Here is a 13,673-nt window from a genome sequence, read left to right on the forward strand (position 1 = left end):
TGCGCCCCCTCAGCCCTTGGCCACGGCGCGCAGCCGGTCGACCACGTCCGCCCGCAGGTCCGCGGGCTCCAGCACGACGACGTCCGGACCGAACTCGACGAGCCAGGCGTCCAGACCGTGTCCGTACGGGATCTCCAACTCGTCCCACCCGTCGCCGAGTTCCCGCACCTCGGTCGCCCTCGAGCGCAGCGGGTAGCCGCTGTCGGTACGCAGCCTGATGCGCGCCGACCGGGTCGCCGTCTCCCCGGCCCAGCTCTCGACGGTCTCGCGCACGGTGACGACGTCGGGTACGGGAGCGGTGAACGCTCCCGAGCGTGACGTACGCACCTTGCCGGTTATGCGCGAGAGGCGGAAGACCCGCTCGGCGCCGCGGCTGCGGTCGAAGCCGGCCAGGTACCAGTGGCCCCGCCAGCACTCGAGCGTCCACGGTTCCACATGGCGCTGCTCGGGGCGGGCCGAATTGGCCTTGCGGTAGTCGAAAAGGACCGGCCGGCGGTCGCGGCAGGCCAGCATCAGCGGCTCGAACGCCGCCTCATGGACGGGGATACGCGGTTCGAGGGCGCTGTGGTGGAGTTCGTAGGCGTCCTCGGCCTCCGGCATGCCGGCGGCCCGCAGCTTCTGCAGTGCACCGCTGGCGGCCCCGGCGAGCCGCGCCTGCTGCCACACCTTGGCGGCCAGGCCCAGGGCGGCGGCCTCCTCGGCGTCCAGGGTGATGGGAGGCAGCCGGTTGCTGTCCCGGCGCGCGAGGTAGCCGATGTCCCCGTCGAGGGACTCCACCGTCTCGATCACCAGGCCGAGTTCCCGAAGATCGTCCTTGTCGCGCTCGAACATCCGGTTGAACGAGTCGTCGGAACCTGCTTCGAGGTAGGCCTCGATGGACCCGCGCAGCTCGCGCTTGCTGAGGGGACGCCGGGTCCCCAGCAGACACAGCGCCAGATTCATCAGCCGCTCGGCCTTGGCAATCGCCATCGACGCCCTTCACCTCTTTTATGAAATCCCTTACGCCCGTCGACCGTACCGCCCCGGGGTGTCCGGACGAAAGCGAGGGCCCGTGCCGGCAGGCACGGGCCCTCGCGACGTCGCTCCGCGAGGCCTCAGACGGCGACGAGGTCGCAGACGAAGATCAGCGTCTCGCCCGGGGCGATGCGGCCGCCGCCGGCGCCGCGGTCGCCGTAGGCGAGGTGCGCCGGGATGGTCAGCTGGCGGCGCCCGCCGACCTTCATGCCCTGCACGCCCTGGTCCCAGCCGGAGATCACCTGGCCGACGCCCAGCTGGAACTGCAGCGGGGTGCCTCGGTTCCAGGAGGCGTCGAACTCCTCACCGGTGGAGAAGGCCACGCCCACGTAGTGGACGGAGACGGTGTCGCCCGCCTTCGCCACCGGGCCGTCGCCCTCCCAGATGTCCTTGATCTCCAGGTCGGCCGGCGGCTCGCCGCCCGGGAAGTCGATCTCGGGCTTCTCGATGCTCACGGTCTTGCTCCTTGCGTTTCTCTGTGTGATCAACCGGGACAGTCTTGCAGAACGTCCCGGTCGTCCTACTGAACGGCCAGGATGTCGACCGTGAAGACGAGGGTGGACTTGGCCGGGATGCCCTGCTGCTCCTGGTCGCCGTAGCCCATGTCCGGCGGGACGACGAGCAGCACGCGGCTGCCCACCTTCTTGCCCTCGAGGCCCTTCTGCCAGCCGGGGATGACCTGGGCGAGCGGGAAGCTCACCGGTGCGTTGCCCCTGCCGTAGCTGCTGTCGAACTCCTTGCCGTCCTTCCACAGGACGCCCTGGTACTTCACGGACAGGGTGTCCGTGGCCTTGACCGCGGGACCGGTGCCCTCGATCACGTAGTTCGACACCAGCTTGGACGGCGCGTCCTTCTTGGGCACCGTCAGTGACGGCTTCTCGCCGTCGGTGTTCGTGCCGACCTTGGGCAGGTCGATGTTGTCCTGGGCGACCTCGCTGCCCTTGGCGGAAGTCGGGAGCGTGGTGCCCTTGACGATGTCCATGACGAAGACGAGCGTGGAGTTGGCCGGGATGCTGCCCTGCTCCTGCGGGCCGTAGCCGAGCTCCGGCGGGATCGCCACCTCGAGACGGCTGCCGACCTTCTGGCCGTCGAGCGCCTTCTGCCAGCCCTCGATGACACCGCCGCCGCCGAGCGTCACGGTGAACGGCTCGCCGCGGTCGAAGCTGTTGTCGAACGGCTCCTCGCCGTCCCACACCTGGCCGAGGTAGTCGACCTGGGCGACGTCGCCCTTCTTGAGCGTCTGGCCCTTGCCCTCGCTGACGACGTTGACCTTCAGGTCCTTGGGAGGCTCGCCCTCGCCCTTGGCAAGGGTCGGCTTCTCGCCGAACTTCGCACCCTCGGTGATCGTGGGCAGCCCGTTCGTCATCGAGGTGGAAGCGGAATCGGAGCCCTTGTCGTCGCCGCATGCCGCTGTCGTCAACAGCAGCAGGGGTACGACGAGCAGGCCGGCAAGTCGGCGCACGTGTTCCTCAGATCTCTAACGGCTTGGTAGATGCGGACACTCTAGGGCGTGCCGAGGGCCCCGCACGAGAAACGTACGGGGCCCGGGTGACGTTCCGACACACGTGCGACGGGCTCGGATCACATGCCGGCGATGAGCTTCTCCACCCTGTCGTCGACCGAACGGAAGGGGTCCTTGCACAGCACGGTGCGCTGCGCCTGGTCGTTGAGCTTGAGGTGCACCCAGTCGACGGTGAAGTCCCGCCGCTGCTCCTGCGCCCGGCGGATGAAGTCTCCGCGCAGTCGCGCCCTGGTGGTCTGCGGGGGCACCGACTTGCCCTCGAAGATCTTCAGGTCGTTGCAGATCCGGGCGGCCTGGCCCTTCTTCTCGAGGAGGTAGTACAGGCCGCGCCGGCGGTGGATGTCGTGGTACGCGAGGTCTATCTGCGCGACCCTCGGGTGCGACATGGACATGTTGTGCTTGGCGCGGTACCGCTCCAGCAGCTTGTACTTCATGACCCAGTCGATCTCGGTGCCGATCCGGTCGAGGTCCTCCTCCTCGATCGCGTCCAGCGTGCGGCCCCAGAGCTCCAGGACCTGCTCGACCGTGCCGGTGCGGATGCCGCGACGGTCGACGAAGTCGACGGCCTTCTCGTAGTACTCGCGCTGGACCTCGAGCGCGGAGGCCTCCCGGCCGCTGGCCAGGCGCACCTTGCGCTGGCCCGTTATGTCGTGGCTGACCTCGCGGATGGCCCGGATCGGGTTCTCCAGCGTGAGGTCGCGCATGACCGTGCCCGCCTCGATCATGCGCAGGACGAGGTCCGTCGCGCCGACCTTCAGCAGCATCGTCGTCTCCGACATGTTGGAGTCGCCGACGATGACATGGAGCCGGCGGTAGCGCTCGGCGTCCGCGTGCGGTTCGTCACGGGTGTTGATGATCGGGCGCGAGCGGGTGGTGGCGGAACTGACGCCCTCCCAGATGTGCTCCGCCCGCTGGCTCACACAGAAGACCGCTCCCCGGGGCGTCTGCAGCACCTTTCCCGCGCCGCAGAGCAACTGCCTCGTGACGAGGAACGGAATCAGGATGTCGGCCAGCCGCGAGAACTCGCCATGGCGCGCGACGAGATAGTTCTCGTGGCAGCCGTAGGAGTTTCCCGCCGAGTCGGTGTTGTTCTTGAAGAGATAGACGTCGCCCGCGATTCCCTCCTCGTGCAGGCGGCGTTCGGCGTCGACGAGAAGGCCTTCGAGAATGCGCTCGCCGGCCTTGTCATGCGTGACCAGCTCGGTCACGTTGTCGCATTCAGGTGTTGCGTATTCCGGATGCGAACCCACGTCGAGGTACAGGCGGGCTCCGTTCCGCAGAAAGACATTGCTGCTGCGGCCCCATGACACGACACGGCGGAAGAGGTAGCGCGCCACTTCGTCAGGTGACAGTCGGCGCTGTCCCCTGAACGTGCACGTGACGCCGTACTCGTTCTCCAGCCCGAAAATGCGGCGGTCCATGTCTGAACATTACGCCTCCCGGCCTGAGCTGAAACCGGGTTGGGCGGCACCGTTTCGATCATTTTCCGATGCGTGGGTGCCGGAGCCCGTGATGTCGTCGGTGCGGCCGGGAACCGCGAGTACACGCTGAGTGGACGTCAGAACCAGCAGCGCGGCGATCCCGCCGGCCCCGGCGACCGCGAAACTCCACGCCGTGCCGCCGATCTCGACGGCGGGGCCCGCCACCGCCGTGCCGGCGGCCGCGCCCACCCCGAAGGTCGTCACGAGCCAGGAGAACGCCTCGGTGACCGTGCCGCGCGGCGCGTGCCGGTCGACGACGATGAAGGCGCAGGCGATCGCCGGCGCGAGGAACACGCCCGCGACGGCCGACAGGGCCGTCATGGCGGCCACACCCGGCGTGAGGATCAGCGGAAGGTATCCCACGGCCAGCAGAGCCACGATGATGCGCAGGCGCCGCTCAGGGGCGCCTGCCCACTGCCGCGCCCCGTACACCGAGCCGCCGACGAGGGCGCCGAGGCCCAGCGCGGCCATCAGCCAGCCGTACACCGACTCGCGGCCGTGGTCGTCGGCGTAGGCCACGCCCGCGACCGTGATCGATCCGAGGGCCAGGCCGACGAAGAAGAACGCGGCGAGAAGTGCGAGCAGGCCCGGTGAGCGGAGCGCGCCGAGCCAGTGGGCCTCCCGTGGCGCGGAACGCCAGACGCGGGACGGCTTCGACAGCACGACCGACAGCGCGCCGGCGACCCCGATGACGTTGATGACGAACAGCGCGGCACCGGGCGACCACAGCGAGACGAGCAGCGTCACGAGCAGCGGTCCCACGGTGAACATGATCTCCTGGGCGACCGCGTCCATGGCGTACGCCCGGTGCACGCGGTCCTCCCGGCCCAGCACGCTCGGCCACAGGGCCCGCAGCCCGCCCTCGAGCGGCGGGGTGAACAGGCCCGCGACGCTGACGGCGGCGTAGGCGAGGAAGAGCGAGCCGGTACCTGCGGCCGCGAGGAGGAACATGCCGAGCGCGGACACGACGGCGGCGGGCAGCTGCACCCGCGGCTGCCCGTACAGGTCGACGGCCCTGCCCAGCAGCGGCTGGCCGACGGCGGTGGCGAGGCCGTAGACGGCGGCGAGCGCGCCCGCGAGCGTGTAGCTGCCGCCCTCCGCGCGGGTGAACAGCACGATGGCGATGTGTGCGGTCGCGTTGGGCAGCCGGCCGACCAGGGTTCCGGTCAGCAGGCGTGCCGCGTGCGGGGCCTTGAGGATGTCTGCGTACCCGGCGGCCATGCCGTCCCCTCTCCCCCGGCTTCGTCGAGGTTTTACGTATAACTTCAAGGTCCATACGTACCATGTCGACAGTCCGCGGGTCCACAGCGCCGCCACCCCGGGCGTCGCGACATCTCCGACGGGCGGCCGAGGGCGGCGAACAGATGACACACCGGTCCCAGCAGGACCGTCCCCCGGCCGGTGCGGATTCCGCACGCCCCACCAGCAGGGACGTCGCCCGCGCCGCCGGAGTCTCGCAGGCCACCGTCTCGCTCGTGCTCGGCGACAAGTGGCGCGGCCGCGTCTCGGAACGGACCGCCGCGGTGGTCCGGGAGGCCGCCCGGGAACTCGGTTACCGGCCGAATCTCGCCGCCCGCAACCTCCGCCTCGGCCGCACCAGGACCGCGCTCCTGGTCGTCCCCGCGCTCACCAACGAGTTCTTCGCACGCGTCTACACCGGCGCCGCCGCCGTCGCCGCCCGCCACGGGTTCGGTGTCGTGCTCTACCCCTCCCCAGAGGGCGTCGGGCCCGCCAAGGACCCGTTCGCGTCCGCCCGCGCGGCCCTCGACGGCATCATCGCGTCCTCGATGGCCGCGCAGGCCCTCACGGCGATCCGCGGCACCGACCTGCCGCTGATCATGCTCGACAGCGACCCCGCCGACACCGGCGCCGCCGCCCACGTCAACCTCGACATCGCCGACGGCATGCGGCAGGTCATCGGCCACCTGACTGCTCTTGGCCACCGGCGGATCGTCCACCTCGCCTCCGCGGTCGCCTCGTGGACCTTCGACGTACGTGCCCGTGCGCTCCACGAGGAGGCGGCCAGGGTCGCCGGCGCGGAGGTGCGCACCGTCCCCGCGCCGCTCGACGTGGACAGCGCCAGAGAAGCCGCCGTACGGGCACTCACAGCCTCTGGTCCACGCCCCACGGCCGTCGTCTGCGACGACGACATCCTGGCCGCGGGCGCCTGCAAGGCGGCCCGGCGGCTCGGCCTGAGGGTTCCCGAGGACGTCAGCGTCACCGGCTTCGACGACCTCGCGCTCGCGACCGCCGTGGAGCCCGAGCTCACCACCGTCCGCCTGCCGGCGGAGCTGGTGGGCGAGCGGGGCATGGATGCGCTGCTCGCCGTCCTCGACGGCCGGCGCCCCGAGGAGCGCAGCCTTCCCGTCGAGCTTGTCGTACGGGGCTCCTCCGCTCCGGCGCCGGCCTGACGTACCGGATGGCCCTGAGGGCGTTACGGGCGTGTCCGGGCCTTCGCCGGGGCTCCTCGGGCGCGGAAACGGGCATGGGGCCACGGCGGCTCGCGTACCCCGCCGCCCCGGACATGACTGCGCCCCGGACCGCACGGGCGGTCCGGGGCGAGCCGTCGTCGGCGGTTACTCCCCGGCCCCGGTCGTGCCCCCGGTCGTTCCCCCGGTCGTTCCTTCGTCCGTCTCCTCGTCGGAGGGAGCGTCCGTCGGGGTGGAAGCGGCACCGTCGGCCTCCAGCAGCCGTGCCAGCTGCCTGCCCACGATCCGCTTGAACTTCCGCTGCTGCGGGCGCGTCCGGTCCAGCACCGCGACCTCGAGGCGCTCCGCAGGGATCTCCCGGTCACTGCCGTTCGACTGGCTGGAAAGGGCCTGCACGGCCAGCTTCAAGGCCTCCGCCAGCGACATGCCGTCACGGTGCCGCTGGTCCAGGAAGGTGCTGATCTGCTCAGCGTTGCCGCCCACCGCGACCGAGCCGTGCTCGTCCACGATCGAACCGTCGTGTGGCAGCCGGTAGATCTGGTCGCCCTCGGGCGAGGCGCCCACCTCTGCGACCACCAGTTCCACCTCGTAGGGCTTCTCGCCGGCGCTCGAGAAGATCGTGCCCAGGGTCTGCGCGTACACGTTCGCGAGGCCGCGGGCCGTCACGTCGTCGCGGTCGTAGGTGTAGCCGCGCAGGTCCGCGTAGCGGACGCCGCCGATGCGCAGGTTCTCGTACTCGTTGTACTTGCCGGCCGCGGCGAAACCGATGCGGTCGTAGATCTCGCTGAACTTGTGCAGGGCACGGGACGGGTTCTCGCCGACGAAGACGATGCCGTCGGCGTACTGCAGCACGACGAGGCTGCGGCCACGGGCGATGCCCTTGCGGGCGTACTCCGCCCGGTCGGCCATGGCCTGCTGAGGTGAGACATAGAACGGCGTCGACACCGGCTATCCGTCCCTTTCTGTCGAAAGCGGGTACATCGCGGCCGTCACAGGAGAGCGGCGCGGGGGCCGTCGGGCTGGGTGAGACGGCCCTCGAGGATCGAACGCGCGATCTCGGAGGTCTCGGCCTCGGTGAGCCTGCGGAAGCCTTCGTCCGTGATGACGGTGACGATCGGGTAGATGCGCCGGGCCACGTCCGGGCCGCCGGTCGCGGAATCGTCGTCCGCCGCGTCGTACAGCGCCTGGATCACCAGCGTTGTTGCCTGCTGCTCGGTGAGGTCTTCGCGGTAGAGCTTCTTCATCGCCCCGCGGGCGAAGATCGACCCCGAACCGGTGGCCGCGAAACCGTGCTCCTCCGAGCGGCCGCCCGTCACGTCGTACGAGAAGATGCGGCCCTTCTCGCGATCGATGTCGTAACCGGCGAACAGCGGGACGACGGCGAGACCCTGCATGGCCATGCCGAGGTTGCTGCGGATCATGGTGGAGAGGCGGTTGGCCTTGCCCTCGAGGGAGAGCTGGGCGCCCTCGACCTTCTCGAAGTGCTCCAGCTCGAGCTGGAACAGCTTGACCATCTCCACCGCGAGACCGGCGGTGCCCGCGATGCCCACCGCCGAATACTCGTCGGCGGGGAAGACCTTCTCGATGTCGCGCTGGGCGATCATGTTCCCCATCGTGGCCCGCCGGTCACCGGCGAGGACCACGCCGCCGGGGAACGTCGTGGCAACGATCGTCGTCCCGTGCGGCGCCTCGATGGCCCCCTGCACGGGCGGCAGCGTGCGCCTGCCGGGCAGCAGGTCGGGCGAGTGGTCGCCCAGGAAGTCCATGAACGACGACGAGCCCGGCGTCAGGAAGGCTGCCGGCAGACGCCCGGTGCTACGAGGGTTGGCTTCCACGCGTGTCCTTCCGGATAGGCGGCGGCCCGCCGCATCCCGCGCGGGCCGATCTTTCGAACTGTGCACGGACATTACCCGTGCTGTCGCCAGTCATCCGCCCTGGTGCCCCCGGCTTTCACCGGCGGCACCAGGGCGGGCAACCAGGGCTACTCTCCGCCCTTTTGCACAAATGACCGAACGAAGTCCTCGGCGTTCTCCTCGAGGACATCGTCGATCTCGTCAAGAACCGAGTCGACGTCGTCCGAGAGCTTCTCCTGGCGCTCCTTGAGGTCTTCCGCAGCCTGCGCCTCCTGCGCCTGCTCCTCGACCTCCTCAGTGGAGCGCGTCGCCTTCTGCTGTCCGCCGCCGGTGTCCTTGGTCGCCATGCACCTCACCCCGCTCGGTTCGACGTTCTTGATCAGACCCTACTCGCGGGGTCCGACATCGGCCCCGCACTTCCTCCAACGTCCGGGGTCCACCTTCATGATTCCCGGACGGATGCCGTTTCAGCCCCCGGCGAGGACCCGGAGCAGGTCCTCCGCCTTGCGGCAGCGGTCCAGGAGCTCTTTGACGTGGTTGCGGGTGCCGCGCAGCGGCTCCAGCGTGGGAACGCGTTGCAGCGAGTCACGACCGGGGAGGTCGAAGATGACCGAGTCCCACGAGGCGGCCGCCACGTCGTCCGCGTACTGCTCGAGGCAGCGGCCGCGGAAGTAGGCCCTGGTGTCCTCAGGAGGCTGCGTCATGGCCCGTTCCACCGCGCCCTCGTCCAACAGGCGCTTGACCCTGCCGCGGGCCGCCAGGCGGTTGTACAGGCCCTTCTCGGGCCGCACGTCCGCGTACTGCAGGTCCACGAGGTGCAGCCGGGCGGCGTCCCAGTCCAGGTCGTCCCGCCTGCGGTAACCCTCCATGAGCTCGCGCTTGGCGATCCAGTCGAGTTCGCCCGCCAGGCTCATCGGGTCGTTCTCGAGCCGGTTGAGGGTGTCCTCCCAGCGGGTCAGCACGTCCTTGGTCTGCTCGTCCGCGTCCGCGCCGTAGCGCTCCTCGACGTACTTGCGGGCGAGCTCGAAGTACTCCATCTGAAGTTGCACGGCGGTGAGTGTGCGGCCGCTGCGGAGGGTGACGAGCTGCTTGAGGCCGGGATCGTGGGAGACCTGGTGGAGCGTACGCACCGGCTGCTCCACCGCAAGATCCACCGCGATGAAGCCGTCCTCGATCATGGACAGCACCAGGGCCGTGGTGCCCAGCTTGAGGTACGTCGAGATCTCCGAGAGATTCGCGTCGCCGATGATCACATGCAGGCGGCGGTACTTCTCGGCGTCGGAGTGGGGCTCGTCCCGGGTGTTGATGATGGGACGCTTGAGGGTGGTCTCGAGCCCGACCTCGACCTCGAAATAATCGGCGCGCTGGCTGATCTGGAACCCGTGCTCGTGGCCGTCCTGGCCGATTCCCACCCGACCGGCGCCCGTGACGACCTGCCGGGAGACGAAGAACGGCGTCAGGTGGCGCACGATGTCCGAGAACGGGGTCTCCCGCTTCATCAGGTAGTTCTCGTGCGTGCCGTAGGACGCGCCCTTGTTGTCGGTGTTGTTCTTGTAGAGGTGGATCGGCTGGGCGCCCGGGAGCTGCGCGGCCCGCGCGGCCGCCTCCGCCATGATCCGCTCCCCGGCCTTGTCCCACAGGACGGCGTCCAGGGGGTTGGTGATCTCGGGGGAGCTGTACTCGGGGTGGGCGTGGTCCACGTAGAGCCTGGCGCCGTTGGTGAGGATCACATTGGCCAGGCCGATGTCCTCGTCGGTGAGCTGGCTGGAGTCGGCGGCCTCGCGGGCGAGGTCGAAGCCGCGGGCGTCCCGCAGCGGATTCTCTTCCTCGAAGTCCCAGCGGGCGCGTCGCGCCCGGTGCATCGCCGCCGCGTACGCGTTGACGATCTGGGACGAGGTGAGCATGGCATTGGCGTTCGGGTGGCCGGGGACGGAGATCCCGTACTCCGTCTCGATGCCCATTACTCGCCGTACGGTCATGCGGCCCTCCTTGCCCGGCGTCGTTCCCCTCCGGGAACGGCGCTCAAGTACCGCGGGTGCTCCGGTGTGCGCGCGGTGCCCGTCCCCGCACTGCGTGACCCGACGGTACGGACGAGCCTAGAACGCCGCTGCGTGGGTGGGGAGATCAATTTCGTCATTGCTCCGGTGTGGTCAGAGCTGTCCGGAAAGCAACCGGCTGCGGATGCCCGTCCCCCTGCCTTCGGCGGGGGACCGCCGGCATCCGCAGCCGGTGTGCCTTTTACGGGTACTGACCGGTGTTCGCCACCGTATCGATGGAACGGCCGGTGTCCGCGCCCTGCTTTCCGGTGACGAGGGTGCGGATGAAGACGATCCGCTCGCCCTTCTTTCCGGAGATGCGGGCCCAGTCGTCCGGGTTGGTGGTGTTGGGCAGGTCCTCGTTCTCCTTGAACTCGTCCACGCATGCCTGGAGGAGATGGGAGACGCGAAGGCCCTTCTGGTTGTGGTCGAGGAAGGCCTTGATGGCCATCTTCTTGGCCCGGTCGACGATGTTCTGGATCATCGCGCCGGAATTGAAGTCCTTGAAGTAAAGGACTTCCTTATCGCCGTTCGCGTACGTGACCTCGAGGAAGCGGTTCTCCTCGGATTCCGCGTACATCTGCTCCACGACCGACTGGATCATGGCGTGTGCGGCGGCTTCCTTCGATCCGTTGTGCTCGCCGAGGTCGTCGGCGTGCAGCGGGAGCGAGGGGGTCAGGTACTTGGCGAAGATGTCCTTGGCGGCCTCCGCGTCCGGACGCTCGATCTTGATCTTGACGTCGAGCCGGCCGGGCCGCAGGATCGCGGGGTCGATCATGTCCTCGCGGTTGGAGGCGCCGATGACGATCACGTTCTCCAGGCCCTCGACACCGTCGATCTCGGCCAGGAGCTGCGGGACGATGGTGTTCTCCACGTCCGAGCTGACGCCGGATCCACGCGTGCGGAAGAGGGACTCCATCTCGTCGAAGAAGACGATGACGGGAGTGCCCTCGCTCGCCTTCTCACGAGCACGCTGGAAGACCAGGCGGATGTGGCGCTCGGTCTCACCGACGTACTTGTTGAGGAGCTCGGGGCCCTTGATGTTGAGGAAGTAGCTCTTCCCCGCGGGCTGACCGGTCACCTCGGCGACCTTCTTGGCAAGGGAGTTGGCGACGGCCTTGGCGATCAGCGTCTTGCCGCAGCCGGGCGGGCCGTAGAGCAGGATGCCCTTCGGCGGCCGCAGTTCGTGCTCCTTGAAGAGATCCGGGTGCAGATACGGGAGCTCGACGGCGTCGCGGATCATCTCGATCTGGCCGCCGAGTCCGCCGATCTTGTCGTAGTCGACGTCGGGGACTTCCTCGAGGACGAGCTCCTCGACCTCGCTCTTGGGGATCACCTCGTAGACGTAACCCGAGCGGGGTTCGAGCAGAAGGGCGTCCCCGGGCCGGATGTTCATCTCGAGCAGCGGCTCCGCGAGCCGCACCACCCGCTCCTCGTCGGTGTGGCCGATCACCAGGGCACGCTCGCCGTCCTCGAGGATCTCCTTGAGGGTGACGATGTCCCCGGCCCGCTCGAACTCCATGGCCTCGACCACATTGAGCGCTTCGTTGAGCATGACTTCCTGGCCACGCCGGAGCTCCTCGAGCTCGACGCTGGGGCTGACGTTCACCCGGAGCTTGCGGCCCCCGGTGAAGATGTCGCACGTGCCGTCCTCGTTCGCCTGCAGGAAGACACCGAAGCCGGCCGGCGGCTGCGCGAGCCGGTCGACCTCCTCCTTGAGGGCCACGATCTGGTCGCGGGCCTCACGGAGTGTGTTGGCGAGCCGCTCGTTCTGAGCGGACACGCCGGCCAGGTTGGTCTGCAGCTCGACGATCCGCTCTTCGAGAATCCTCGTGTGTCGCGGAGAGTCGGCGAGCTTGCGGCGCAGGACGGCGATTTCCTGCTCGAGATAGGCAACCTGGCCGGCTGGGTCTTCAGACCCCCGCCCCGGCCGGATGCCGCGGTTGATGTCGTCGTCGTGGGCTGCCACGGTCCTCACCTCCTCCAAGGGGAGCTGGACGCTTCCTGACCCTACCTGTGTGGGTGGTGATTGAAACCCCTAGATCACAAAGACGGAAGGGGTGTGTCCGATCTTCACCCTTGCGCTCTTGCTCCTGCGAGGGGAATACCCATGGGATACCCACCCAGCAACATCGGAAAGCGGGCGGTTGTATCGTCGAAGCGTTCAACACCCGTCAACAGCGGCACGACTTGCATCACAGAGCCACGCCCGACGAAGGAAACGGCAGGAGATATGACCGTGCAGCACGAGGTTCCCACCGACGGCGCCGCCGACGCGCTCGAGGTCTGGATCGACCAGGACCTCTGCACCGGGGACGGAATCTGCGCGCAGTACGCCCCTGAGGTCTTCGAGCTCGACATCGACGGTCTGGCGTATGTGAAGTCGGCCGACGACGAGCTGCTCCAGGCCCCGGGCGCCACAACGCCGGTGCCGCTGCCGCTGCTGAACGACGTGGTGGACTCCGCCAAGGAGTGCCCGGGCGACTGCATCCATGTGCGGCGGGTTTCGGACAACGTCGAGGTCTACGGACCCGACGCCGAGTGACGGATCACATACGGGTCAGGCGCTGAGCGCCTCGGCCTGGGCGCCGCGGACGAACTTGCCGCCCTGCCACTGCCACTTGACCCGTTCCTTCTCGTCGGGGCAGCAGCTGGGCACGGCGGCCGACGAATAGCCGAGCAGGGTCGCCGTGATGGTCCGGTCACGTACCGCGAGCTCGCCGACGCTCTGCTTCCGGGCAGGCTCGACCAGGGTCGCGACCACCCGTGGCCCGCCGTCACGGCCGCCCGCCAGTACATAGAGCCCACTGGGCGGCGTGCCGGAGCCGGCGTCGCAGCGGGCGGCCACCACGGTCTCCGGGCTGCCGTCGCCGTCGAGGTCGCCCGTCGCCCTCTTCGTGACCACGCTCGGGAGTCCGCCGCATTGGATGGGCAGCCGTACGGCAGCGGGGTCCGGTGCGGGACGGGCGGCCGCGGCCGTCGTGGTGCCGGGGCCGGCGCCGGGCTGGGAGGCCGTCGCGGCGTCGGGCTGGAGCAGTCCGGCGCCCGCCACCACCGCGGCCATCGCCGCCGCCGTGGCCAGCCAGTGCACGGGGCGGGCGTGAGTGTGCGCGAGGTCCGGGACGGCGACGGAGTTCTGCACGCGAGTGGTCTCCTGAGAGGGCTCGGCCGGTGGGGTGGCCAGCATCGTGCCATACGTCACAGAGGACCGGAACAGCGGGGTCCGTAAGACTGCGGTAAAGGTGCGCGGCGGCCAACATGAGGAAGCCGCCGTCGAGTTCGGTGCGGGGCACGGGAACTCGACGGCGGCGTCAGTGCGTTACGGGCGGTCGGCGACG

General features: G+C 69.2%; 13 protein-coding genes. 2 read left to right on the top strand and 11 right to left on the bottom strand.

The features are described 5' to 3' along the window. Positions 1–9 precede the first annotated feature (9 nt). The 5 genes from MDN94_RS29360 to MDN94_RS29380 form a co-directional block, all read right to left on the bottom strand. Positions 10–969, bottom strand: coding sequence for a helix-turn-helix transcriptional regulator (locus MDN94_RS29360; protein WP_482728869.1), 960 nt, complete (start codon positions 967–969; stop codon positions 10–12). 125 nt (positions 970–1,094) lie between these two features. Continuing rightward, the gene (locus MDN94_RS29365) at positions 1,095–1,469 is read right to left on the bottom strand and encodes an FKBP-type peptidyl-prolyl cis-trans isomerase (protein WP_100106326.1); all 375 of its coding nucleotides are present in this window, start codon (positions 1,467–1,469) and stop codon (positions 1,095–1,097) included. 65 nt (positions 1,470–1,534) lie between these two features. Beyond that, positions 1,535–2,476, bottom strand: coding sequence for an FKBP-type peptidyl-prolyl cis-trans isomerase (locus MDN94_RS29370; RefSeq protein WP_482728870.1), 942 nt, complete (start codon positions 2,474–2,476; stop codon positions 1,535–1,537). A gap of 119 nt (positions 2,477–2,595) precedes the next feature. Further along, complete coding sequence (pafA, locus tag MDN94_RS29375; RefSeq protein ID WP_005319528.1) at positions 2,596–3,957, bottom strand: Pup--protein ligase; 1,362 nt, start codon at positions 3,955–3,957, stop codon at positions 2,596–2,598. Between the two features lie 9 nt (positions 3,958–3,966). Further along, on the bottom strand, positions 3,967–5,238 hold the full coding sequence (locus MDN94_RS29380; protein WP_482728871.1) for an MFS transporter: 1,272 nt from the start codon (positions 5,236–5,238) through the stop codon (positions 3,967–3,969). 143 nt (positions 5,239–5,381) lie between these two features. Here MDN94_RS29380 and MDN94_RS29385 point away from each other — a divergent pair, with 143 nt between their 5' ends. Next, complete coding sequence (locus MDN94_RS29385; protein ID WP_482728872.1) at positions 5,382–6,428, top strand: LacI family DNA-binding transcriptional regulator; 1,047 nt, start codon at positions 5,382–5,384, stop codon at positions 6,426–6,428. A 165-nt stretch (positions 6,429–6,593) separates the two neighbouring features. On the opposite strand, the gene prcA is transcribed toward MDN94_RS29385, so the two are convergent. The 5 genes from prcA to arc all read right to left on the bottom strand — a co-directional run bounded on the left by prcA (position 6,594) and on the right by arc (position 12,304). Beyond that, on the bottom strand, positions 6,594–7,391 hold the full coding sequence (prcA, locus tag MDN94_RS29390; protein WP_482728873.1) for a proteasome subunit alpha: 798 nt from the start codon (positions 7,389–7,391) through the stop codon (positions 6,594–6,596). Between the two features lie 44 nt (positions 7,392–7,435). Next, positions 7,436–8,281 carry a proteasome subunit beta gene (prcB, locus tag MDN94_RS29395; RefSeq protein WP_441265403.1) on the bottom strand — a complete coding sequence of 282 codons (846 nt, stop codon included), beginning with the start codon at positions 8,279–8,281 and terminating at the stop codon, positions 7,436–7,438. 146 nt (positions 8,282–8,427) lie between these two features. Then, a complete protein-coding gene (locus MDN94_RS29400) occupies positions 8,428–8,646 on the bottom strand; it encodes a ubiquitin-like protein Pup (RefSeq protein WP_037777052.1) in 219 nt (72 codons plus the stop codon). 120 nt (positions 8,647–8,766) lie between these two features. Beyond that, positions 8,767–10,278 (bottom strand): depupylase/deamidase Dop, encoded by a 1,512-nt coding sequence (gene dop / locus MDN94_RS29405; protein ID WP_482728874.1) that lies wholly within the window; start codon positions 10,276–10,278, stop codon positions 8,767–8,769. A 259-nt stretch (positions 10,279–10,537) separates the two neighbouring features. Further along, on the bottom strand, positions 10,538–12,304 hold the full coding sequence (gene arc, locus MDN94_RS29410; RefSeq protein WP_482728875.1) for a proteasome ATPase: 1,767 nt from the start codon (positions 12,302–12,304) through the stop codon (positions 10,538–10,540). 264 nt (positions 12,305–12,568) lie between these two features. Here arc and MDN94_RS29415 point away from each other — a divergent pair, with 264 nt between their 5' ends. After that, positions 12,569–12,880: a ferredoxin gene (locus tag MDN94_RS29415; RefSeq protein WP_441265406.1), complete on the top strand. Its 312-nt coding sequence runs from the start codon at positions 12,569–12,571 to the stop codon at positions 12,878–12,880. 15 nt (positions 12,881–12,895) lie between these two features. Here the strand turns inward: MDN94_RS29415 and MDN94_RS29420 are convergent, their stop codons facing one another. Then, positions 12,896–13,522 carry a hypothetical protein gene (locus MDN94_RS29420; protein WP_482728876.1) on the bottom strand — a complete coding sequence of 209 codons (627 nt, stop codon included), beginning with the start codon at positions 13,520–13,522 and terminating at the stop codon, positions 12,896–12,898. Positions 13,523–13,673 lie beyond the last annotated feature (151 nt).

This window comes from Streptomyces sp. WAC00040 (genome assembly GCF_056835925.1).

Bases quoted from the DNA above. Each gene is read 5' to 3' on its own strand.
- MDN94_RS29360 (WP_482728869.1), bottom strand. From the start codon at position 969: ATGGCGATTGCCAAGGCCGAGCGGCTGATGAATCTGGCGCTGTGTCTG.
- MDN94_RS29385 (WP_482728872.1), top strand. From the start codon at position 5,382: ATGACACACCGGTCCCAGCAGGACCGTCCCCCGGCCGGTGCGGATTCC.
- MDN94_RS29420 (WP_482728876.1), bottom strand. From the start codon at position 13,522: ATGCTGGCCACCCCACCGGCCGAGCCCTCTCAGGAGACCACTCGCGTG.
- MDN94_RS29380 (WP_482728871.1), bottom strand. From the start codon at position 5,238: ATGGCCGCCGGGTACGCAGACATCCTCAAGGCCCCGCACGCGGCACGC.
- MDN94_RS29415 (WP_441265406.1), top strand. From the start codon at position 12,569: ATGACCGTGCAGCACGAGGTTCCCACCGACGGCGCCGCCGACGCGCTC.
- pafA (WP_005319528.1), bottom strand. From the start codon at position 3,957: ATGGACCGCCGCATTTTCGGGCTGGAGAACGAGTACGGCGTCACGTGC.
- dop (WP_482728874.1), bottom strand. From the start codon at position 10,278: ATGACCGTACGGCGAGTAATGGGCATCGAGACGGAGTACGGGATCTCC.
- MDN94_RS29400 (WP_037777052.1), bottom strand. From the start codon at position 8,646: ATGGCGACCAAGGACACCGGCGGCGGACAGCAGAAGGCGACGCGCTCC.